The 23880-nt window shown below is 37.6% G+C and carries 14 protein-coding genes and 1 tRNA gene; 13 read left to right on the top strand and 2 right to left on the bottom strand.

The features are described 5' to 3' along the window. The first annotated feature begins 1 nt into the window (after nt 1). From MHB75_RS09485 to MHB75_RS09465, 5 genes are all read left to right on the top strand, one after another. A complete protein-coding gene (locus MHB75_RS09485; protein ID WP_340997354.1) occupies nt 2-961 on the top strand; it encodes a gluconeogenesis factor YvcK family protein in 960 nt (319 codons plus the stop codon). A gap of 20 nt (nt 962-981) precedes the next feature. Continuing rightward, nucleotides 982-1929: a DNA-binding protein WhiA gene (gene whiA, locus MHB75_RS09480; RefSeq protein ID WP_141272947.1), complete on the top strand. Its 948-nt coding sequence runs from the start codon at nt 982-984 to the stop codon at nt 1927-1929. Between the two features lie 64 nt (nt 1930-1993). Next, the gene (locus MHB75_RS09475) at nt 1994-2251 is read left to right on the top strand and encodes an HPr family phosphocarrier protein (RefSeq protein ID WP_068451217.1); all 258 of its coding nucleotides are present in this window, start codon (nt 1994-1996) and stop codon (nt 2249-2251) included. Between the two features lie 492 nt (nt 2252-2743). Further along, entirely contained in the window at nt 2744-10879 is an 8136-nt protein-coding gene (locus tag MHB75_RS09470; protein ID WP_340997351.1) for a collagen binding domain-containing protein, read from the top strand. Between the two features lie 207 nt (nt 10880-11086). Further along, a complete protein-coding gene (locus tag MHB75_RS09465) occupies nt 11087-11410 on the top strand; it encodes a hypothetical protein (protein ID WP_340997350.1) in 324 nt (107 codons plus the stop codon). 55 nt (nt 11411-11465) lie between these two features. Here MHB75_RS09465 and clpP read toward each other — a convergent pair whose 3' ends face one another. Continuing rightward, a complete protein-coding gene (gene clpP / locus MHB75_RS09460; protein ID WP_141272951.1) occupies nt 11466-12056 on the bottom strand; it encodes an ATP-dependent Clp endopeptidase proteolytic subunit ClpP in 591 nt (196 codons plus the stop codon). Between the two features lie 157 nt (nt 12057-12213). On the opposite strand from clpP, the gene MHB75_RS09455 reads away from it, so the two are divergent. Beyond that, nucleotides 12214-12285 (top strand) — tRNA-Arg (locus tag MHB75_RS09455). Nucleotides 12286-12513: 228 nt separating this feature from the next. Next, a complete protein-coding gene (locus MHB75_RS09450) occupies nt 12514-13893 on the top strand; it encodes a polysaccharide pyruvyl transferase family protein (protein ID WP_340997349.1) in 1380 nt (459 codons plus the stop codon). Between the two features lie 31 nt (nt 13894-13924). Here MHB75_RS09450 and MHB75_RS09445 read toward each other — a convergent pair whose 3' ends face one another. Continuing rightward, on the bottom strand, nt 13925-14827 hold the full coding sequence (locus MHB75_RS09445; RefSeq protein ID WP_141272955.1) for a TetR/AcrR family transcriptional regulator: 903 nt from the start codon (nt 14825-14827) through the stop codon (nt 13925-13927). Between the two features lie 170 nt (nt 14828-14997). Between MHB75_RS09445 and MHB75_RS09440 the strand changes: the two genes are divergently transcribed. The 6 genes from MHB75_RS09440 to gpmI all read left to right on the top strand — a co-directional run bounded on the left by MHB75_RS09440 (nt 14998) and on the right by gpmI (nt 23868). Next, nucleotides 14998-16653 (top strand): DHA2 family efflux MFS transporter permease subunit, encoded by a 1656-nt coding sequence (locus MHB75_RS09440; RefSeq protein ID WP_340997346.1) that lies wholly within the window; start codon nt 14998-15000, stop codon nt 16651-16653. 1480 nt (nt 16654-18133) lie between these two features. After that, entirely contained in the window at nt 18134-19165 is a 1032-nt protein-coding gene (locus MHB75_RS09435; RefSeq protein WP_068451235.1) for a sugar-binding transcriptional regulator, read from the top strand. A gap of 26 nt (nt 19166-19191) precedes the next feature. Next, nucleotides 19192-20196: a type I glyceraldehyde-3-phosphate dehydrogenase gene (gene gap, locus MHB75_RS09430; protein WP_141275043.1), complete on the top strand. Its 1005-nt coding sequence runs from the start codon at nt 19192-19194 to the stop codon at nt 20194-20196. Between the two features lie 128 nt (nt 20197-20324). Beyond that, a complete protein-coding gene (locus tag MHB75_RS09425; protein ID WP_141275044.1) occupies nt 20325-21509 on the top strand; it encodes a phosphoglycerate kinase in 1185 nt (394 codons plus the stop codon). Nucleotides 21510-21587: 78 nt separating this feature from the next. After that, entirely contained in the window at nt 21588-22349 is a 762-nt protein-coding gene (gene tpiA / locus MHB75_RS09420) for a triose-phosphate isomerase (protein WP_340997337.1), read from the top strand. Further along, nucleotides 22342-23868, top strand: a complete 1527-nt coding sequence (gene gpmI, locus MHB75_RS09415; RefSeq protein WP_141275046.1) for a 2,3-bisphosphoglycerate-independent phosphoglycerate mutase — start codon at nt 22342-22344, stop codon at nt 23866-23868. The genes tpiA and gpmI overlap by 8 nt, the downstream gene beginning before the upstream one ends. Nucleotides 23869-23880: the final 12 nt, after the last annotated feature.

Raw genomic sequence — 23880 nt, 5'->3', positions numbered from 1 at the left:
GATGAAAAAACAGAAAAAACGTATTGTCGTGATTGGTGGTGGAACAGGTCTTTCAACATTATTGAGAGGACTAAAAAAATTCAATACGGATTTAACAGCGATTGTGACGGTAGCGGATGACGGTGGTAGTTCGGGACGCTTACGCGATGACTATCATGTGCCACCGCCAGGCGATATTCGAAATGTCATTGCCGCACTTTCAGAAGTAGAGCCTCTCGTTGAGGAGATGTTTCAATATCGTTTTAAAGGACAAGGAAAAGAACATCTAAATGGTCATTCACTCGGGAATTTAATGCTAACAGCACTCACGGAAATTACCGGTGATTTTTCTCATGCTATTCGACAGATGAGTCGTGTACTAAATGTTAATGGTCGTGTGCTTCCAGCAGCGAATCAGCGTCTAACACTATTCGCTGAATTTGAGGACGGAAAAATCATCGAGGGGGAATCAAAAATCCCTTCATATGGTCAACCGATTAAGCGAGTATTTTCAAAGCCACATCATGTCCATGCACTACCAGAAGCAGTAGAAGCGATTGAGCAAGCAGATGTCATTGTTATTGGTCCAGGGAGTTTATATACGAGCATTATTCCGAATCTATTAATAGAAGATATACGAAAAGCAGTACTTCGTTCATCTGCCAGAAAGGTGTATATTTGTAACCTCATGACACAACGCGGTGAAACATCAGGCTATACAGCAAGTGATCATGTGCGTGCGATTCATACACATGTAGGAGAACCTTTTATCGAAACTATCTTAATTAATGATGATGCAGATGTACCAGAAGAAGTGCAAAAAGCATATGAAGAAGAAAATGCCGAACCTGTACGCTTCGATGTCCGATTATTAGAAGGAATGGGACTTCGTGTTGAAAAAGGTGCGATTGCCACTTTAAGTGAAAAAGGAAGTGTCCGACACGAAGCAACGAATGTAGCGGAGTGGTTAATGACCTATTAACTGAGAAAGGAGGGACGACGATGTCTTTCGCTTCAGAAATGAAAAAAGAATTAACGCAAATTGAGTCGAATGAAATTAATTTAAAAGCGGAACTTTCCGCAATGATTCGTATGAATGGTTCACTATCACTGACCAATCGTCAATTCAGTTTAGATGTACAAACTGAAAACGCAGCGATTGCAAGACGTATGTATACGATTATGAAGCAGTTATACGACTACAAAATTGAACTACTCGTTCGTAAAAAGATGCGTTTAAAAAAGAATAATGTGTACATTTGCCGTGTGCGAGAAGGTACGAGAGAGTTACTTGAGAGTTTAGAAATTCTATCAGGTAACTTTTTAATGAATCATCATATCTCACCAGATTTGATTAAGACGGATTTATCCAAGCGTGCGTATTTACGTGGTGCGTTCCTAGCAGGTGGCTCAGTGAATAATCCAGAAACGTCAGCGTATCATTTAGAAATCTATTCATTATACGAAGAACATGGTACGGATTTAATGAACTTGATGAATTACTTTGATCTGAACGCAAAAACGATTGAACGTAAAAAAGGTTTCGTGACGTACTTAAAAGAGGCGGAAAAAATTTCTGATTTCTTAAACTTAGTAGGAGCACATCAAGCGATGATGAAGTTTGAAGATGTGCGCATAGTACGTGACATGCGAAATAGTGTGAATCGTTTAGTGAACTGTGAAACAGCGAACTTGAATAAAACGATTGGTGCAGCGATTCGTCAGGTCGAAAATATTAAGTACATCGACAAGCAAATTGGCATTGAGCAGCTACCAGAGAAGTTGCAAGAGATTGCTAGATTGCGTGTAGCGTATCAAGATGTGACATTAAAAGAGCTTGGTGAGATGATGTCAACATCTGTTTCTAAATCAGGGATTAATCATCGCCTAAGAAAAATTGACGAAATTGCAGATTCTTTACGAGCTGGTGAGAAGCTGAACATAAAATGATGTATAATAGAAGAAATAAGATAAATTTGACGGCAATTGCCATAACATAAGGAGGAAGTAAGCAATGGTAGAGCAGCAGGTAGAGGTTAAACTCAAATCTGGTCTTCAAGCAAGACAAGCCGCTCTTTTTGTACAAGAAGCAAACCGCTACCATGCGGATGTATTTTTACAAAAAGGTACGCGTAAAGTAAATGCGAAGAGTATCATGGGGATTATGAGTTTAGCTGTTGCACATGGAACAGAGATTACGCTGTTTGCAGATGGAAAAGACGAGCAAGAGGCAATCGCCGGTTTACGTGCAATGATTGAATCAGAAGACTAGTAAAAATACGAGGTAGCAGCGATGCTATCTCGTATTTTTTTGCTTTAAAGATGTATGTTATGCATTAAATGGAAAAATATTTTAAAAAATAATTCGAAAGTATCAGTTAAACGGATACTTTATTTAATTTGTTAACAAAAAAATCTAAAAATATAAGTAAAATAAGTAATTAACAGAATATAGTATGCATTTTTTTAGAAAAAACGAACGGTTTTTAGCATATATACCGTAAAAATTGAATAAAAATCATATATAAAATAAATAGGGACTTTAGGTATATAGGGAAAGGGGTAAGACTATTAAATGCATATTTAAACCAAAAAAATCAAAAAAATAGCTTTTAAAAAGGACTAAAGTACCGATGGACATTTTTTGAAAAAAATAACACTGTAAAATAGTCACACGTATACCCGATAATAGAATTGTATGAACATGACATATGCGTAATTTTACTTTTATACATATGTGAAAATAGAGAAAAGGGGAGATTATGTGAAGAAGAAAATAAGCGCATCACTATTAGCCGTCTTGCTTGTATTTCAAGTGATGTCAAGTGGCTACTTAGCCCCAATGGCAGCATTTGCAAATGAACCCGTTTCAACGAACGAAACAACGGACACACAAGCACCAGAGCAAACCGCTGAACAACAAGCAGAAGCTGAAGCCACGCAGAAGAAAGCGCTGGAGGAAGCAAAGGCAAATGTTGCAGAACTCTTTACAGATGCAACAAAGACAGAAATTACGTCCTATGTGACAATCTATACATTTAATCGAGATTTCTTAAAAGATGTTGAAGAAGGTAAGGAACGAGAAGCCCTTCAACATGATTTGGATTTAGCGCAAACATTTGTTACGGTGAACGCTCTATTCAAAGAAGATCGAAAAACAATTGTAGATGGTTTACAAAAGACGACAGTTGATGCAACTACAGCACAAATTCAAAATTTACAAGGTGCATCGGCTGAAAGTAAAAATGCACTTGAAGAAAAAATTAAATTAGCGAGTGAACAACTTGAAAAAAGTGCTACACAAGCTGAAAAAGAAGAAGTAACGAAAACAGAAACAAAAGAAGAAACAACGAAGACAGAATCGAAAGAAGAAAAAGTTACTTCTAAAAAGAAAGCAACATTACAAACAAAAGAAGCAGCAAGTGAACCAAAGATTAAAAAAATCTCTCTTTGGACAGCTCAACCAGAAGCGAATAACAACGCAAAAGATGGACATGATTTATTTACACCAAAGGGTGATAACTTATCAACTACTGCTGTAAATACGGATGCTGGTTTCTTCGCCCTATATGACTGGGTGTTACCAAAAGGAACGTATGAAGAAGGAAAAACATACGAGCTTGTGTTTGAAACGCCAAGTCAATTTAAAGCAATCCAAACAGGAACGAAAGTGCTAACAACTGTAGATGGTGACAAGATTGGTACATATAAAGTTTCAGGTCGTACCGTTACCTTGTCATTTACCTTCACAGATACGCAAAAAGGTTTATTAAATGCTCTAGAAGATGAAGATTTACTCGGACAATTCTGGGTTGGACATGATTTCACATTATCTGCAGCAGAATTAGAAAAAGACGAAGTAACTGTAGACTATAAAAAAGGTAGCGAAATAATCGCTTCGATCATCGTCAAACAAAAGCAAGAACCTTTAGCGCCGAAAATTGTAAAAAGCGGTGAAAAAGTAATTGATACTAATGGGAATGTTCAAATTAAATGGACTGTCGATGTAAACAATACGAAAGAAGCGAATAAAACAGTCGTATTAACAGATACATTACCAGAAGGGTTAACGATTACAAAAGCGACGATGCAACAATATGAAACGACATCAAAAGGTGTATTTACAACACCAGTTGCAGGTACAGAAAAAAATATTACAGTAAGTGGCAATACACTGCCGTTAGGCGAAATTAGCGCGCCCTATCGCGTGACGTACTATACAGATATACCTGATGCCCAACAAGAAGGAACAAAGACATTTACGAATAGCGTAAAAGCAACAGGATTATCACAAGATTTAACGGATCAAGCCACTGTTACGATTGATTTTGGAAAACCACTTGTAAAAGAAGGCGTTGGATATAATACAGCGGAACAACTAGCTACGTGGCGCATTGCTTATAACGGTAACCATAAGGATGTAAAGAGTGGTACAGTGCAAGATACCTTCAAAACAGGAACAGGTTTTGCAGCGCATGAATTTGTTAGAATTACCAAAGTTACAAAAGTCGATAAAAATGGAACAAAAATAGACGTTCTTCCAAGCGGAAGTGGTATTACTGCTGATTCTAAAGGCTCAACAGGTGTTACATTTAACATGCCTGATGGAACAGACCAATACATTTTTGAATATACAACAAAGCCAGTACAGCGTTTATCAAGTAATGATAAATTAGGTAACAGTGCTTCATTTGATCGCGGTAATAATAATGTAGTGAACACGGGTGATATCGAAATTAAAGGACAACAAGGTGTCGGTGTTAAATCAGGTAAAGTAGATTATGCACAAAAGACGGTTAAGTGGACGATTACCTTAAACAGTGATTTAAATGGCATTAAAGCAGGTACAGTCATTCAAGATATATTTGGTATTAATGAAGCACTTGTAATGACAAAAGAACAATTTAATGAATTACAAACTGCTTATAAAAAAGCAACAGGCGATGATGGAGCAACATTCTCACGTCAATCACCTGAAAATAAAGGTTTTGAAATTAAATTAGGTAAAGATATTACAAAAAAAGTATCTTTCACATATGAAACGAATTTTGATACGTCTAAATTAGCGGGTAATAATACGGCATTAGATAACGCGATTATTGTAGGAAAACAAGACACAACAGCCGCAGAGACAAATGACCGCATCACGATTACACCAAAAGATTTAACATTAAATAACGGTGAAAAACGCGGTGTTTATAATCCAAAAACAAAAGAGATTACATGGACAGCGATTATTAACTACAATTTAAGAACGTTAAATGGCTTAACGATTACAGACGATTGGTCAAACAACCAGACATATGTGGACGGTTCAATGAAAATCTCTGAATTAGAATTAGGTGCAGCACAAAATAGCTTTACAGAAGGTGAATTTAAGGAACTTAAACCTACACTTACAGCTGAAGGTTTGACATTTGATTTACCAAAAAATAACAAAGCCTACAAAGTCACATATAAAACAAAAGTTGGCGACAAAGTTACAGGTCAAACTTATACGAATACAATTTCATATACAGATGATGTAAAAACATATGAACTAACAGATAGTGTTAAACCGAATTATGCAACAGTACCAGAGCCAGGGAAGAATGCAGATTTAATTAAAACAGGTAAACAAGACGGGGAATACGCACATTGGCGCGTCTTAATTAACCCAGCACAAAACGATCATACAGGTAAATACATCTTCCAAGATACGATTGATGTGACGAAACATCGTTTTGTAGAAGGTTCAGTTAAATTATCACCTGTTACAGCAAGTGAGACAGATGGGAACTATTTAGATCATGCAACTGCGACAACACCGATTACAAATGGTGAAAATGGTATTGCAGATTTTGCTATTACAACCAACGATACGACATCTATATTAGCATTTAACTTCCCGAATGGTTTAAATCAAACGTATGTATTAGAGTACGATACATTACTATTAGTAGATAATGGTGGACAGGTTTCTAACAAAGCAACGTTTTATTATAAAGATGAACATAGCGTAGGTGCAGGTTTTAACGATTCAGAAGTTTCGGTGAGTTGGGCAGCAGCAGGCGCAAGTGCAGCCATCAAAGGAAGCGGTACACTAAAAGTTAAAAAAGTAAGTCCGACAAATCAACCGATTCAAGGCATTCAATTTATTATTTATGATTTAAAAGGTAATGAATTAGAAAGGATTACTACAGGTATAGATGGTATTGCTAAAACCCAAAGTACGTATAAATTTAAAGAGTATTTAGTAGAAGAAGTTGCAAGTTCTCTTAATTACAAGCCAATAACAGGTAAAAATAAGTATATTTTAACGAATATTACTACAACGGGTGATACAGGCTATAATGAAACGACAAGACCTGTTACAGCAGTAATTGCGAATGAATTAAATGCAATAGATGATAAATCATGTACGACACAAGATATTACGATTACAAATGGTCGTACAGATAAAGCGATTGAAAAAGTAGTTCTTTATAAAGCAGATGGTACAAAAGTACAGGAGTTTACAGATTCTTCTATTGCTATTGGACAGAATAAACCATTCTCAATCCCAAAAAAATTATTAGGAGAAAATTATAAAGTCAAAGTATTTTATAATGGTGAAAGTGCGAAAGAAATCACAAAAGCTAATTTCAAATGGGATTACAAAACATATAAAGATGGTGTTGGTCAAGGTGGTTGTGCAGGAACATATACAGTCGAAGGGGGAAATGCCTGTACGAATGTTACAGTAGCAATTTTAGATACGGCTGGAAAGCCAATTCAAAATGCACGTGTGAAAGCTGTAACAGGAGAGAATAGCGTAGAAGGACAAGCGTTAACGAATTCTAATGGTGAAGTAACATTCCCTTCTGGCAGTATAACGCCTGGCACAACGAAATTAGTGATTGAAAAATCAGGTTATGATTGGAAAAAAGAAGTAACAATCGATGATAATGCAAAAATCTACGATTGTCACCTTCAAATGGAGATTAAAGTAGAAGCACCAGCAACGGCGTGTGCATCAACAACAATTAATTTTAATGAAACATTACCAGTAGGAACAAAAATTACGATTATTGACAAGAAAGATGCGTCAGTAGTTGATAGTACGAAGTTAGTTACAGCTACAGATTCTTATACAACAACTAAGCCATTAACAAGTGAGTCGGCTTATAAAATTAAGATTGAAAAACCAGGACAACGAACAAAAGAATTCGATAATATTCGAATTTATGACTGTACTGTACCAATCACATTGAAACTAACAGCATGTAAAAATACAATTGTTACAGTAAAAGAAGGAACAACAGGTCTTGCGAATGCACGCGTAGAAGTTGTTCGAGCAGGGGCTGTAATCGCATCAGGCACAACAGGTAGTCAAGGTACAGTGGACTTAAAAGATAAAGTAGTATCAAAAGAAGATACTATAAAAGTGTATAAATCAGGTTATCTTGTAAAAGAAGTAGCTGTTAGTGATTATGTCTATAACTGTGCATTAGAAATCACAGTAGCTGATTTAAAAGCATGTGATGAAGTGACAGTTACGATTACAAATGGTGCAACTAAAATTGCTGATGCACGTGTGACGATTAAAGACGGTAACACAGTTGTTGCGACAGGTACGACGGATGCAGAAGGCAAAATTGTACTGAGTACAGAGGAACCAGAAAAATTCACAAAACAAGCAGGTTACACGGTCATAATCGAACAACCAGGGAAGCAGACAATTACTAAAACAGGTCAGAAATTTTATGGTTGCGAATTGACAATTAATGTAGGGAATACAGATAATTGTGGTAATACCGTTGTAACAGTAAGGTCTGAAAATCAAAACCTTGCGAATGCACGTGTAGAAGTAGTTGATTCAAAAGGTGATGTCATTGCCACAAAGACAACGAATACAAATGGTCAAGCAACATTCGATGTGGCAATTCCAAAAGATACAACATTAAAAGTGTATAAACCAGGTTATAAAGTACAAACAATTTCAACAGAGAAACATATTTATAACTGTGCGATTCAAGTGGATATACCATCACCAACAGCCTGTGACGATACAACATTCACATTCAAAGAAGTGATTAAATCAGGCGCGATTATTAGTGTGAAAAATAACAAGGATGAAGAAGTTGTCAAACACACGTTAACAACAGAAGAAGCGGCGGCTAAATCATTCAAAACGAATCAATTGTTAACAAGTCCAGATGCTTATACAGTAATCATTGAGCAAACAGGTGAACAAACAATTACGATTCAAAATGTATTTGCTTATGACTGTACAGTAGCGATTGATCAATCACTGACGAATGCGTGTGCAGATATTAACTTAACGTTTAAAAATGAAAAAGATGAACCGTATGCAGGAAATAAAATTCGAGTTGTGGATGCAGAGGGTGTTGTTCAATATGAAACAACATTATCTACAGAAGGAACTGCGACAATTGATGTTCAATATGCGCAAGGGAATCATCAAGTCATCTTAGTACAAGATGGTAAGAAGTCGATTAGTACAAAAATCGATACTATAAAATGTGAACAAACAATCATTATCAATTCAGATATTACACCAGGTACACCAGGTGGGGCATGTGAGAACACAACCATCACAGTCAAAGATGGTACTAAACTAGTTGAAAATGCACGTGTTGTCATTACAGATCAAGATGGTGCTGAATTATTCAATGGTGTAACAGATTCAAAAGGACAAATTACAACTAAAGAATATATTGCATTAAAAGATGTCACTGTAAAGGTATATGCCAAAGGTTATAACACAGCGACTACATTTACATTATCTGATGAAGATTGTAAGGCGGAAGTGAATTTAACACCGAATGCTTGTCCTGATTATGCAATTAATGTAGTGGACGAAAAAGGCGATAAAATCGCAGCAGAAGGATTCTTGAATGGTTCTGTATTTACAATTAAGAATCAAAATGGAGATATAGTTGCGACAGATGTTAAGATTAATAAGAATGGTCAGTTAGTAGATAGTAAAGATAAAATCATCAACAAAGATGAATTGAAGAATTATACAACGGACACTTATACACTAGTACAAACAAAAACTGCACCAGGTTATCAAACAATGCAAGATGCAGTAGTACAAGATTTAGATAATTGTTCAGGTCTTGTGACAATCAACTTTAATAAAACAACAGAACCTACAAACCCAGGTGTATCTTGTCCAGACTTCAAAGTCACATATAAAGGACCGGCTAATTCAACAGCTGAGTTCAAAATTGTGAAAGTAACGACAGATGCGGATGGTAAAGTAACAAAAGAAGATATCGAAACAGGTATTAAAGTTGTAACAGATGCGGATATGAAAGTGTCTACATTAAATACAACAACCAAATCATTTGAACCAGGTAGCTATGAATTGGTTCAAACAAAAGGAACATCAGGTTACTATAATAGTAATGATATTCCATTCGAAGTGAAGATGGGTGAGTGTGTGGCTGAATTAACAGTTACAAATACAGTAGTTCCACCACCAGCTTGTACAGATGATGTTGTTGTAACTGTAAAAGATACAGAAGGTAAAGCAGTGTCAACAGAGAATGCAAAAGTGACAGTAGACGGAAAAGAAACGTCCGTTACAGGTTCAAATAGCCAAGTAACAATTCCGAAAACAGCACTTGATTCTTCAAAAGAACAAACAGTCATCATCACACTAGAAGATGGACGTACAACGACTGTTGTATTACCAGCTAATCGTGTTGATTGTACAGCAAATGCAGTTGTACCAGTTCTAAAAGTATGTGAACAAGATAAAACAATCACAATTAAGGATGCGAATGGTAAAGATGTACCAGCAGATAAAATTGTGAAAGTAACAGTAGGCGACAAAGAAGTAACACCAAAAGTTGAGAATGGTAAGCTTGTGATCTCGAAAGATTTAATCAATCCGAAAGAGGATACAACAATTACTGTCACAACTAAAGGTGGCGAGCAAGGCTTTGTGACAATTCCAAAGTATAGCGAAACATGTGATTACACAATTGTGATTCAAAATGCATGTGACGCATTTACAGTGAATGTAACGGAGAATGGTAAGAAGGCGACAACAGGTACTGTATCAATCGTTGACGCCGATGGCAAAACAGTAGCGACAGAAAAAGTATCTGCAAATGGAACAGCTAAGTTCCCAGCAAAATATGCGGATGCAGCGTACACAGTGAATGTAACAATCGGTAAAACAACGGTTACAACTCCAGTGAATGTGAATGAAAATTGTGCTGTAACGGTGAATGTAAAAACACTTGCTTGTGATGAAGCGGCAGTGGTTGTGACATTAGACGGAAAAGCGCAAAAAGGCGTTAAAGTAAGTGTAGTAGATTCAAAAGGTAAAGTAGTTCAAACCGTAACAACAGATGCAAAAGGAAATGCGAAAATTGATCCGAAATATGCAACAAAAGAGTATCAAGTCAAAGTGACAGTTGGAAAAGAAACAAAAACTGTAACAATGACAAGTTGTAATGTAACGATTGATTTTAAAGCGCCAGTTACAGATGGTGAAACAGAAGAACCAACAGAACCAGGAAAACCAAATAAACCAACAACGCCAGAAAAACCATCGAAACCAGGAGTAGTCACAGGTGGCGATACGGAGGAGAATACAAATTCTTCGAAACCGTCAAAACCAGGTGTTAAACCAGGCGACCATTATGATGTATATGATAAAGATGGTAACTTAGTGGCGAGTGATGTAACAGTTGATAAAGACGGTAACATTAGCGCAGACTTACCACCAGGTGAATACGATTTCGTATCAAAAGGTGAGCATGTAACAGCTGAAGTTGGTAAAGATGGTAAACTACCACAAACAGGTTCAAGCGACTTCTTATTATACACATTAGCGGGTATTGCATTACTTGGAGCAAGTCTTGTTGTATTTGCGCGTGGACGTAAAAAGAGTGCGTAGAGCTTAAATAGACAGGAATCGTCATGATGGCGATTCCTGTTTTTATATGGTGAAAAATAGTGTGCATTATTTAACTTATTTTTCGTAAGTGTGTGCTATTTCATGTTGAATTGTTTCAAAATAAGCTACAATCCGCTTTTTGTTTACCTTGATAAATAAAATGTCAGTGCTAAAATAAGTGTATATGAAGCAATTTAGGAGGCATTCATGATGGAAATAACAATCGTTGCACATGTACAAACAGAAGGTCAACCAGAACAAATAGTAGACTTAGGCATTTCAGAGTTAATCGACTTTGAACTTGCACGCGATTTCCAAGTAAAAAATATTCTGGGTCAATTAGGTTATACAGATATTCAACCATTACCAACAGAAGATGTAGATGTATTTAAAGCGAACGCACAATTAAATGGACAAGCAGTTCAACCAAAAATTTTATTCGGTAAAGCGTTAAAAGCGGGTAATGTCGGCTCAAAATCAGGTGTATCTTTTTATGAGTTGAATGAATTACGCAATGTTGTACACGCTTAATTTATAAACAAAAAAGAGGTGAGGGGTTTAAAACCCTTCACCTCTTTTTTATACATTATTTTGTTTCGTTGTTTGTCATGATTTTATCGATTAAACCGTAGTTTAATGCTTCTTCAGCAGACATGAAGTTATCACGATCTGTATCTTTTTCAATCACTTCGACAGGTTGACCTGTACGCTCTGAAAGAATTTTGTTTAGTTTTTCACGTGTTTTTAAGATGTGGCGAGCAGCGATTTCGATTTCAGTCGCTTGACCTTGTGCGCCACCTAATGGTTGGTGAATCATGATTTCAGCGTTTGGTAATGCGAAACGCTTACCTTTTGCACCAGCTGTTAGTAGGAATGAACCCATTGAAGCAGCCATACCGATACAGATTGTTTGTACATCTGGTTTGATGAATTGCATTGTATCGTAGATTGCCATACCAGCTGTTACTGAACCACCTGGTGAGTTGATGTATAAGAAGATATCCTTCTCTGGATCTTCTGCTTCTAAGAATAATAATTGCGATACGATTGCGTTTGCAACGTTATCATCAATTGCGCTACCAAGCATGATAATACGGTCTTTTAAAAGACGAGAATAAATATCGTATGCACGCTCTCCGCGATTTGTTGTTTCGATTACTGTAGGAATTAAGTTCATTTAATTCTCCTCCGTTCAATCTAGTTACTGATTAGAATCAGCTGTACTCTTATTGTACATTGCATAGTCAAAAAAGGTCAAATATATTGTGTTAAATATTGAAAAGTCTAAATCAAGTTGTCAATTGCACTTTATATTTGTATAATAATAGTCATACGCCTCAGTAGTTTAATGGATAAAACATAAGATTCCGGTTCTTAGGCTGGGGGTTCGATTCCCTCCTGGGGCATATACAAGTTGTATGAAGTCATAAACATGACAACATACAGCTTTTTCTTTTGTACAAATTCCCTTTAAAGTGATATATAAACAAAAAATAAGTAACAATTCTATAAATTTTATAACAGCTAAATTACAATTTACGAAAAAAGAGTTAAAAGAAGCAAATATTCCTTGAAAAAGGTAATATAAGTAAGAGAATATCAAAATAGATACATAGAAGGGAGTTTAATGGTTGATGAAAAAATATTTAATTCGTAGCGGTATGTTACCGACAGATGTGTTTGATGCTGCTAAAATCATTGCCAACAATTCAATTGGGGGAAATGTAGGAAACTTAATCTATGCATATAGCATTTATCGCACATTGATGACAGAAGATGTTGAATTTGTGCCTGACTACTATCGTGTAAATCCATCAGATGCGCCTTATATTAACGAGAATTATGATGCATATTTCATTCCATTAGCAGATGCCTTCCGACCAGATTTTGAAAATACATTAAAATCCTATACGAAATTAATTAATCGTTTGACAATACCTGTTTACGTCATTGGTGTTGGTGTACGCATTGACTTCGAGCCAGACTTCACAAAAAAGAATCCATATGATCCAGCAGTTGTCGATTTTGTTAAAGCAGTATTAAAACGTTCATCTATGATTGGCGTACGTGGAGAATTCACATCACGTTACTTAACACATTTAGGATTTAAAGAGGGGGTTGACCATGTCATTATTGGTTGTCCATCAATGTATGCAAATGGACGTCATTTACGTATACGCGATACAGAAATTAATGAAAATTCTATTGTTACCATCAACTCATCTAAACTTTCTCCAAATCATGTTTTAGAATTTATCGATCGAAGCAAAAATGAATTCAAACATCATTATTTTATTCCGCAGTGGTATAAAGAGTTGAAAATGATTTATTTAGGCGGTCCCAATCTCGAAAAGCCAAAGCCATATTATCAAGGGAAGACAACAGATGAACTATATGTCCAAGACCGTGTGCGTTATTTCTTGAATGCTAAATCATGGATTGATTTTATAGGTGAAGTGGACTTTAGTTTTGGCGCTCGACTGCATGGGAACATTACAGCGACAATTGCTGGGACACCGAGCTTAATTATTCCAAAAGATGGGCGTATGCGTGAGTTAACAGATTACCATGCTTTAAATGATGTGGCTGGGAACGAATTAACAGAGCAAACACAGATTATGGACTTAATTGAAAAGAGTGACTTCCATCGTTGTGAGCATGTACATGAAGAAAATTTTAATCGTTTTATTCATTTCTTAAACCATAATGGAATTCCGCATATTTATGAACAAGACCTTGATTTAGTGGAAGCACCACTTGATAGACAGTTACAAGGAATTCAATTACTTCCACCAGTAAAAAGCTTTATTCATTGCTCGGCAGCAGAGATGGGAGAGCGTTTTGAGGCGGTTATGAGAAATGTACTAGAACAAAAAAATGAACGCATTATAAAGTTGAAAAATCAGGTGAAAAGCCATCAAGTACGCACAAAACATTTAGAAGGTACATTGAATCGTAAGGCGGTTCGGATCGCCCTAAAAACAGCGAATTTATTTTCAAAAAAGAATTCATAAAAAAGAGGATTGGGAATTGCTCCCAAGCCTCTTATTTTTTAAGGATACTACCTTTATTCGCGCGTGTGACTTTCCAAATCTCATTGGCGATTTCAATTGTTTCAAGTGCGTGCTTTGAATCGCGGAAGCTATTGTAAAATTGATACGCAATCGTTCCAATAATATAGTAACGCGGTTTTTCCATCGAGAATTCTTCTATTAGACAGTCCGTGTACTCAATGCAAGATTCGGGTATATCGGATTCTAAACAACTTCTAAATCCTTTTAACTGATCTAAAATCTCATCGCGTGTAGGTACTTCATACTTCGTATTCTCGAAAATATAATTTTGTAAGTCAGGTCCCAAATAATAGTCGTTATTTTCGATTAGTGAAGGCACGATTAAGTCTAGTTGACGTAATGCATACTTTGATGTCACAACAGGATCAATTGCCTCACCAGCTGTCATGCTTCCAATATGAAGCATCTGATGAATCATCCCAAACAAAAGAATCGTGGCATCATAGCGATACGGTACAATGCGTTCACCATATACATCTACTAACCTTCTAGATAACCATTCCATCTCTTTTAAATGGTATTCTTTGACGATTTTTTTGAGTTCTTGATCGCCTGAATGCAGAATTGATTCAAAGATTGGTAGTAAGTCGCGTTCACGATTCACTTGCATGATGGTCGAAATTTGGGCTGCGAGTACACTTTTATCGGATAGGTTCTTTCCGATTAATAATTCAGCCTTTCGAAGTGTTGCATCTGAACGTCCAATTTCTAAAATCGCCACTAAGCAATCTTTTTTGGACGAAAAGTAATTATAAAATGTGCCTTTTGAGATATGTGCTTCATCTAAGATGTCTTGAATCGATGTACTGTGGAAGCCTTTTTGAGCAAATAGTTTAAGGGAAGCCAAGATAACTTGGCGTTTTCGATTATTCATATGTCCACCTTTAATCTTTATATTATACTGTCATTCTAACTGTAAAACGCTTTAATAGCAATGTTTTTTGCAAAAACTTAATTTTCTTGTTGCCAAAATTGGACTATGAGTATATTATAGTGAAAGTAAACTTTTATACACGAAATATAAAGCAGAAGAGGGATTAATAAATGGATATGGAACAGTTACAGAAAAAGCCACCATATGCAATGATTGTATTAATGTTCATCGGTGCTTTTGTAGCATTACTTAACAATACATTATTGAATGTAGCATTACCTTCTATTATGAAGGACTTCGATGTAGATGCTTCAACGGTGCAGTGGCTAACAACGGGTTATATGTTGGTATCAGGAGTTTTAGTACCAGCAAGCGCCTTCTTTATTACACGTATTAAAAACAGAACGTTATTTATTACAGCATTATCAATTTTTACAATCGGTACAGCTTTAGCAGCATACGCACCAACATTTAGTGTCCTATTAACAGCACGTATGGTTCAAGCAGCAGGTGCTGCCGTATTAGGTCCACTATTAATGAATATCATGCTTGTATCATTCCCAATTGCCAAACGTGGTGCAGTTATGGGGATTTTTGGTCTTGTTATGATTACAGCGCCAGCAATCGGCCCAACATTATCAGGTTGGATTGTTGAAACTTGGACATGGCATGTATTATTCGAAATGATTTTACCGTTATCAATCACGATTCTAATTATCGCGATCTTTAAGTTCCGTAATATTATGGATACACGCAAAGTCAAATTAAGTTATACATCACTGGTATTATCAACAATTGGTTTTGGTGGCCTATTATACGGTTTCAGTTCAGCTTCAGGCGAAGATGGCTGGGGAGCAATAGATGTATGGGGTACAATTACAATTGGTGCAATCGCATTAATTATCTTTGTCATTATGCAATTAAAAATGAAAGATCCAATGTTAAACTTCGGTGTTTATAAATACCCAATGTTCGCATTAGCTTCAATCATTTCAATCGTCGTATCAATGGCGATGTTCTCCGGTATGATTTTAACACCAATTTATTTACAAAATATTCGTGGCTTTACACCACTTGATTCAGGTCTATTAATGTTACCTGGTGCGGTTATCATGGGTTTGATGTCACCAATTACAGGTAAGCTATTCGATAAGTTTGGTCCGAAAATTTTAGCGATTACCGGTTTAACAATCGTGACAATCTCAACACACTTCTTATCACAATTAACAACAGAAACAACGTACACATATTTAATGCTTGCTTATACAGTGCGTATGTTTGGTATGTCGATGGTAATGATGCCAATTATGACAAACGGTTTAAACCAATTGCCAATGCAATTAAATCCGCACGGTACAGCGATGAACAATACACTACAACAAATTTCAGGCGCGATTGGTTCAGCAGTTATGATTACAATCATGACAACTCGTACAAAGAGTGAAGCTTCAAGTGTCGAAGATGAAGTAAAAGGTCAAGTAGCTGAAAAAGTGAAAGAACGTATTTCAGAACAAGTTACACAAAAAGCAACAGAAGCAGCACAAGCAGGTACGCCAATGTCTAAATCAGAATTAGCAGCTTACGGTAAGCAACTAGCTGAAGATCCAAGTACCTTAAAATATGCAAAAGAATTAGGGCAATCATTATCAAAACCACTTGTGGATAAAGCAATGGTTGAAGGGATTAACTTCTCATTCTTAATCGCAATGTTTATTACAATTGCGGCATTAATTCTAGCGTTCTTCTTAAAACGCGTCCAAGTATCAGGTCAAAAGGTATCGAAAAAAGCGATGAAAGAAGTAGAAAAAGAAATAACAGAACCATAAAATGTAAAGGAATCGTCTATTCGGACGATTCCTTTTTTGATTGAATCAGCTGTTGAAAGGGAATCTGGCTCGTCGAAAGGGACTATTCCTCGCGCGAAAGGGAATCCGGCTTGCCGAAAGGGACAAATAGTTGCACGAAAGGGAATCTGGCTCGTCGAAAGGGACTATTCCTCGCGCGAAAGGGAATCCACCACTTTGAAAGGGACTATTCCTCGCGCGAAAGGGAATCCATCACTTTGAAAGGGACTATTCCTCGCGTGAAAGGGAATCCACCACTTTGAAAGGGACTATTCCTCGCGCGAAAGGGAATCCACCACTTTGAAAGGGACTATTCCTTGCGCGAAAGGGAATCTGACTCGCCGAAAGGGACAAATAGTTGCGCGAAAGGGAATCCGGCTCGTCGAAAGGGACAAATCATTGCGCGAAAGGGAATCCGGCTCGTCGAAAGGGACTATTCCTCGCACGAAAGGGAATCTGGCTCGCCGAAAGGGACAAATAGTTGCGCGAAAGGGAATCCGACTCGTCGAAAGGGACAAATAGTTGCACGAAAGGGAATCTGACTCGCCGAAAGGGACAAATAGTTGCACGAAAGGGAATCCGGCTCGTCGAAAGGGACAAATCATTGCGCGAAAGGGAATCCGGCTTGCCGAAAGGGACAAATAGTTGCACGAAAGGGAATCCGGCTCGTCGAAAGGGACAAATCATTGCACGAAAGGGAATCCACCACTCTGAAAGGGACTATTCCTCGCGCGAAAGGGAATCCGGCTTGCCGAAAGGGACAAATAGTTGCGCGAAAGGGAATCCACCACTTTGAAAGGGACTATTCCTCGCGCGAAAGGGAATCTGGCTCGTCGAAAGGGACAAATAGTTGCACGAAAGGGAATCTGACTCGTCGAAAGGGACAAATCATTGCGCGAAAGGGAATCTGGCTCGTCGAAAGGGACAAATAGTTGCGCGAAAGGGAATCCGGCTTGCCGAAAGGGACAAATAGTTGCGCGAAAGGGAATCTGGCTCGTCGAAAGGGACAAATAGTTGCGCGAAAGGGAATCCATCACTTTGAAAGGGACTATTCCTCGCGTGAAAGGGAATCTGGCTCGTCGAAAGGGACAAATAGTCGCACGAAAGGGAATCTGGCTCGTCGAAAGGGACAAATAGTTGCGCGAAAGGGAATCCGGCTTGCCGAAAGGGACAAATCATCGCGCGAAAGGGAATCACCACCATCGAAAGGGACAAACCATTCAAATAAAAGTACGAAACAGGCTACTCGCTTTAGATACAAATGTATTCTAACTCTCGAAAAAAAATCGGAGTTTCTTCTATTTAAATGTTGTTCAGGATATGAAGTGGGATAAAATAGTGCCCATTGTTGCAAAAGATGTCAGACATTGATATAATATCTGTAGAAATATTTTTTTACATTAGGTGGGACGAAAAATAAGTATATGGGACTTATTTTGACCTACTGATAGGAGAGTTAGCTATGTTGTCACTCACGGAGGCACAATTAAAAATGTTGCCTGAAATGGCCGAGTCGCTGCAAATTCGTTATCGTATTTTGCAAATGGTTCAGATGCTTGGGCCGATTGGACGTCGTTCTTTAGCAGAGAGTCTATCATTGCCAGAACGAGAAGTTCGAAAAGAAACAGATCTACTCAGAGAACAAACATTAATGGATGTTAGTCGTTCAGGTATGACAATTACGGAATTAGGGGTACAAGTATTAGAGAAGTTGAAGCCACTTGTTTATGAGTGGTCAGGGATTTCAGATCTCGAAACACAGCTTCAAAAATTACTCGGTATCAAAAAAGTAATTATTGTTGATGGAAACCTTGATTTAGAGCCATCTGTTAAGACATTGATGGGTGTCGAAGCGGTTACGCAACTTGAGCAATATGCGAAACCACAAGATATTGTGGCAGTTACGGGAGGAAGTACGGTAGCTGCAGTATCAAATGCTGTTCAAAAATCAAATCGTTTAAAGGATTTAACTTTCATTGCTGCACGTGGAGGTATGGGTGTCGAAGTACAAATGCAGGCGAATACAATCGCTTCGAACTTTGCAACGAATTCGGGGAATGATTATCGCACGCTTTATCTACCGGAGCATTTAAGTGAAGCTGCTTATAATGCGATGAAGGAAGAACCGATGGTACAAGAGATGCTTGGACTTTACGAAAAAACATCGATTGTGATTCATGGAATTGGTTCTGCAGATGAAATGTCTGGTCGTCGGAAATCATCAGAAGCAGAGAGACAAGCGCTTCAAAAATCGGGTGCTGTTGGTGAAGCTTTTGGTTATTATTTCGATGAAAAGGGTAAAGCAGTACAGAGAATAAGGACAGTTGGTTTGCAATTAGAACAGGTCAAAAACTGTCCCACTATACTTGCAATAGCGGGTGGTACAAAAAAAGCAAAAGCGATTTTATCTTATTTCAAAAATGCAGCGAAGCAGACAATCTTTATTACGGATATGGCAGCAGCACAACAAATGTTTAAAATTATTCAAAAATAACAATGTATTTCCAGGAGGAACAGATTATGACAATCAAATTAGCAATTAACGGTTTTGGACGTATTGGACGCTTAGTTTTCCGCACAGCTTTAGAGCGTGATGATATTGAATTAGTGGCAGTAAATGACTTAACTGATGCAGCGATGCTTGCACATTTATTAAAATATGATTCAGTACATGGTACACTTCCGAATAAAGTTACATCTGAAGATGACTGTATCGTGGTAGATGGTAAAAAAGTACGCGTTTATGCAGAAAAAGATCCTGTGAACTTACCTTGGGAAGCTTTAGGTGTAGATATCGTAGTTGAATCAACAGGGCTTTTCCGTGATCAAGATTCAGCAGGTAAACATTTAGAAGCTGGGGCTAAGAGAGTAATCGTATCTGCACCTGGTAAAAACATGTCAACATTTGTTATGGGTGTAAACCATACTGATTATGACCCTAAAAAAGACTTTGTTATGTCGAATGCTTCTTGTACAACAAACTGCTTAGCTCCTGTAGCAAAAGTATTAGACGAAAAATTCGGTGTTAAACGTGGTATGATGACAACAATTCACTCATACACAAATGACCAAAAAATCTTAGACTTACCACACTCTGACTATCGTCGTGCACGTGCAGCTGGACAATCAATGATTCCAACAACAACAGGCGCAGCAAGTGCGGTAGCGAAAGTATTACCGAACTTAAAAGGTAAATTAGATGGTATGGCAATCCGCGTACCAACACCAAATGTATCACTTGTCGACTTAGTGGCAGAATTAAATCAAGAAACAACAGTAGAAGAATTGAATGCGGTACTAAAAGAAGCATCTGAAAATGAATTACACGGTATTTTAGATTATTCAGATGTACCTCTTGTATCAATCGACTATAATGGTGTGACTTCTTCTTCAACAGTTGATTCATTATCAACAATGATTTTAGAAGGCAACCTTGTAAAAGTATTAGCTTGGTATGATAACGAAGCTGGTTACTCTACACGTGTTGTTGACCTAGTGGAATATATCGCAAAACAAGGTTTGTAATAAAAAAGATTAGCCATTACGTGGTAGATTGTATATAATGTATTTTGGAAAAAGGGGAGAAGTGAATAATAACTTCTCCTTTTTTTATGAAAAACACGAATATAAAATTTTAAGGAGGCTTTCTTCAAATGAATCCGAAGAAAACGATGAATGATGTAGAAGTGAAAGGGAAACGCGTATTTGTCCGTGTTGACTTTAATGTGCCAATGGAAGACGGTAAAATTACTGATGACACACGTATTCGAGCAGCACTTCCAACAATCAAGCATTTAGTCGATGAAGACGCAAAAGTAATCTTAGCGAGTCACCTAGGACGACCAAAAGGTGAAGTAGTTGAGGATATGCGTTTAACTGCAGTAGGTAATCGACTTGCAGAACTTCTAGGAAAGCCTGTACTCAAACTAGACGAATCAGTTGGTGAAACAGTAAAAACAGCTGTTCACAACATGAATGATGGCGATGTGGTACTTCTTGAAAACGTACGATTCCATAAAGGTGAAGAAAAAAATGATGCAGAGTTAGCAAAACAATTTGCTGAATTAGCTGAAATTTATGTGAATGATGCATTCGGTGCGGCTCACCGTGCACATGCTTCAACAGCAGGAATTGCAGAATATTTACCAGCTGTATCAGGTTTCTTACTACAAAAAGAATTAGATGTATTAGGTAAAGCATTATCAGATCCAGAACGTCCATTCACAGCAATTATCGGTGGCGCAAAAGTAAAAGATAAAATCGGCGTAATTGATCATTTACTTGATAAAGTAGATAATTTAATCATCGGTGGTGGCTTAGCTTATACATTTGTGAAGGCTCAAGGTCACGAAATTGGTAACTCACTTGTGGAAGAAGATAAGATTGAATTAGCAAAAGAATTTATGCAAAAAGCAAAAGATAAAGGCGTCAACTTCTTAATGCCTGTTGATGCGGTAGTCGCTTCTGAATTTTCAAAAGATGCTGACTCTAAAGTAGTCGACATTGATGCGATTCCAGCAGACTGGATGGGCTTAGATATTGGACCAAAAACAGTTGCGTTATATGCAGACACAATTAAAAATTCAAAATTAATCATTTGGAATGGACCAATGGGTGTATTCGAAATGGAAAAATTCGCAGACGGTACAAAAGGTGTAGCTGAGGCAATGGCTGAAACAGCTGGTTACACAATTATCGGTGGCGGTGACTCAGCAGCAGCAGTTGAAAAATTCCATGTAGCAGATAAAATGGATCATATTTCAACAGGTGGCGGTGCTTCACTTGAATTTATGGAGGGTAAGGAATTACCAGGTGTCGTTGCGTTAAACGACCGATAAAAAAATTTGACAGACATAGCGAGAATTTTAGCTTGTCTGTCTTTTCAACAACATCACTATCTTAGGAGGATTTTGTCTATGCGTAAACCGATTATTGCAGGTAACTGGAAGATGTTTAAAAAGTTATCTGAGGCTGTACAATTCGTTGATGAAGTAAAAGGTCAAGTTCCAGCTGCTTCAAAAGTAGATGCGGTCATTTGTGCACCATTCTTATTTTTACCAACTCTTGTTGAAGCAACAAAAGGCACAGATTTGAAAATTGGTGCTCAAAATATGCACTTCGAATTAGAAGGAGCATTTACAGGTGAAGTAAGTCCAACACAATTAGCAGATGTAGATGTTCAGTATGTTGTACTTGGACATTCAGAACGTCGCGAATACTTCAATGAAACAGATGAAGCTGTTAATAAAAAAGCACATGCTGCATTTGAAAATGGCTTAACACCAATCATTTGCTGTGGTGAAACATTAGAAGAACGTGAAGCAGGTCAAACGGTTTCAAAAGTTTCAACACAAGTAACAGAAGCTTTAAAAGGTCTATCGAAAGAGCAAGTAATTCAATCTGTGATTGCATACGAACCAATTTGGGCAATCGGTACAGGTAAAACAGCTACAGCAGAAGAAGCAAACGAAACATGTGGCGAAATTCGCTCAGCTATTTCAGAAGCATTCGGTGCAGATGTGGCAGACCAAGTACGCATTCAGTACGGTGGTAGTGTAAAACCAGGTAACATTGCAGAATTATTATCAATGGAGCATATTGACGGAGCTCTTGTTGGTGGCGCAAGTTTAGAGCCAGCATCATACCTACAATTATTGGAGGCGGGCGCAAATGGCTAAAGGACCAGTGGCACTCATTATCTTAGATGGTTTTGGATTACGTGATGAAGAATTCGGTAACGCAGTAAAACAAGCACATAAACCGAACTTTGACCGTTACTATGAAAAATATCCACACACACAGATTCTTGCTTCGGGTGAAGCAGTTGGCTTACCAGACGGTCAAATGGGGAACTCGGAAGTTGGACACTTAAATATTGGAGCAGGACGCATCGTGTATCAAAGTTTAACACGTATTGGAAAAGCGATTAAAGATGGTGATTTCTTTACGAATGTTGCCTTATTAAAAGCAATTCAACACGTAAAAGAGAACAACTCGAAGCTACACTTAATGGGCTTATTATCAGATGGTGGCGTACACAGTCACTATGAGCATCTATTCGCCCTTTTAAAATTAGCAAAAGAGCAAGGTGTGAACGATGTCTATGTACATGGTTTCTTAGATGGTCGTGATGTAGGGCCAAAAACAGCGCTAAAATATGTGGAAGAAACAGAGCGTCAAATGGACGAAATTGGCGTGGGTGAATTTGCAACAATTAGCGGTCGTTACTATGCGATGGACCGCGACAAGCGTTGGGATCGTGAGAAAAAAGCCTACGATGCAATTGTAGACGGCGAAGGACTTGTTGCAACATCAGCAAAAGAAGGCATTGAAGCATCTTATGCTCAAGGCACAAACGATGAATTCGTTGTACCATTCGTGATTGAAAAAGACGGACAACCTGTTGCGACGCTTGACTCGAATGATGCAGTGATTTTCTTCAATTTCCGTCCAGACCGTGCGATTCAGTTATCGACTGCATTTACAAATCCGCACTTCGAAGGATTTGAATTAAGTAAGAAACATCCAAAAAATATTGAATTTGTATGTTTTAAGAAGTATAGTGAAACTGTTATCGGTCACATCGCATTTGACGATGAGAACTTAAAAAATACAATTGGTGAAGTAATTGCAGATGCGGGCTTACGTCAATTACGTATTGCAGAAACGGAAAAATATCCACATGTTACGTTCTTTATGAGCGGTGGACGTGAGGAAAAATTTGACCGTGAAAACCGTATTTTAATTAACTCACCAAAAGTTGCAACATATGACTTACAACCTGAGATGAGCGCTTATGAAGTGAAAGATGCATTGCTTGCTGAGATTAATAACGATCATACAGATGCCATCATTTTAAACTTTGCGAATCCAGATATGGTAGGTCATAGTGGAATGCTTGAACCGACAATTAAAGCGATTGAAGCAGTGGATGAATGTTTAGGTGAAATCGTTGATGCGATTCTTGCAAAAGGTGGCGCTGCCATTATTACAGCTGACCACGGAAATTCAGATGAAGTGGTAACACTTGAAGGGAATCCAATGACCGCACACACAACCAACCCAGTTCCAGTGATTGTCACAAAAGAGGGAATCACATTGAATAAAACAGGTAAGTTGAGTGACTTAGCACCAACGATGTTGAAATTACTAGATGTAAAACAACCAGAAGAAATGACAGGAACACCATTATTTTAAAACAGTAGGGAG

This window comes from Kurthia sp. FSL E2-0154, assembly GCF_038003625.1.
In the GTDB taxonomy this organism is placed as follows: domain Bacteria; phylum Bacillota; class Bacilli; order Bacillales_A; family Planococcaceae; genus Kurthia; species Kurthia gibsonii.
This window is presented reverse-complemented; position numbering and strand designations above follow the sequence as displayed.

Coding starts and splice junctions, on each gene's coding strand:
- MHB75_RS09485 (WP_340997354.1), top strand. CDS start 2: ATGAAAAAACAGAAAAAACGTATTGTCGTGATTGGTGGTGGAACAGGT.
- whiA (WP_141272947.1), top strand. CDS start 982: ATGTCTTTCGCTTCAGAAATGAAAAAAGAATTAACGCAAATTGAGTCG.
- MHB75_RS09475 (WP_068451217.1), top strand. CDS start 1,994: ATGGTAGAGCAGCAGGTAGAGGTTAAACTCAAATCTGGTCTTCAAGCA.
- MHB75_RS09465 (WP_340997350.1), top strand. CDS start 11,087: ATGATGGAAATAACAATCGTTGCACATGTACAAACAGAAGGTCAACCA.
- clpP (WP_141272951.1), bottom strand. CDS start 12,056: ATGAACTTAATTCCTACAGTAATCGAAACAACAAATCGCGGAGAGCGT.
- MHB75_RS09450 (WP_340997349.1), top strand. CDS start 12,514: ATGAAAAAATATTTAATTCGTAGCGGTATGTTACCGACAGATGTGTTT.
- MHB75_RS09445 (WP_141272955.1), bottom strand. CDS start 14,827: ATGAATAATCGAAAACGCCAAGTTATCTTGGCTTCCCTTAAACTATTT.
- MHB75_RS09440 (WP_340997346.1), top strand. CDS start 14,998: ATGGATATGGAACAGTTACAGAAAAAGCCACCATATGCAATGATTGTA.
- MHB75_RS09435 (WP_068451235.1), top strand. CDS start 18,134: ATGTTGTCACTCACGGAGGCACAATTAAAAATGTTGCCTGAAATGGCC.
- gap (WP_141275043.1), top strand. CDS start 19,192: ATGACAATCAAATTAGCAATTAACGGTTTTGGACGTATTGGACGCTTA.
- MHB75_RS09425 (WP_141275044.1), top strand. CDS start 20,325: ATGAATCCGAAGAAAACGATGAATGATGTAGAAGTGAAAGGGAAACGC.
- tpiA (WP_340997337.1), top strand. CDS start 21,588: ATGCGTAAACCGATTATTGCAGGTAACTGGAAGATGTTTAAAAAGTTA.
- gpmI (WP_141275046.1), top strand. CDS start 22,342: ATGGCTAAAGGACCAGTGGCACTCATTATCTTAGATGGTTTTGGATTA.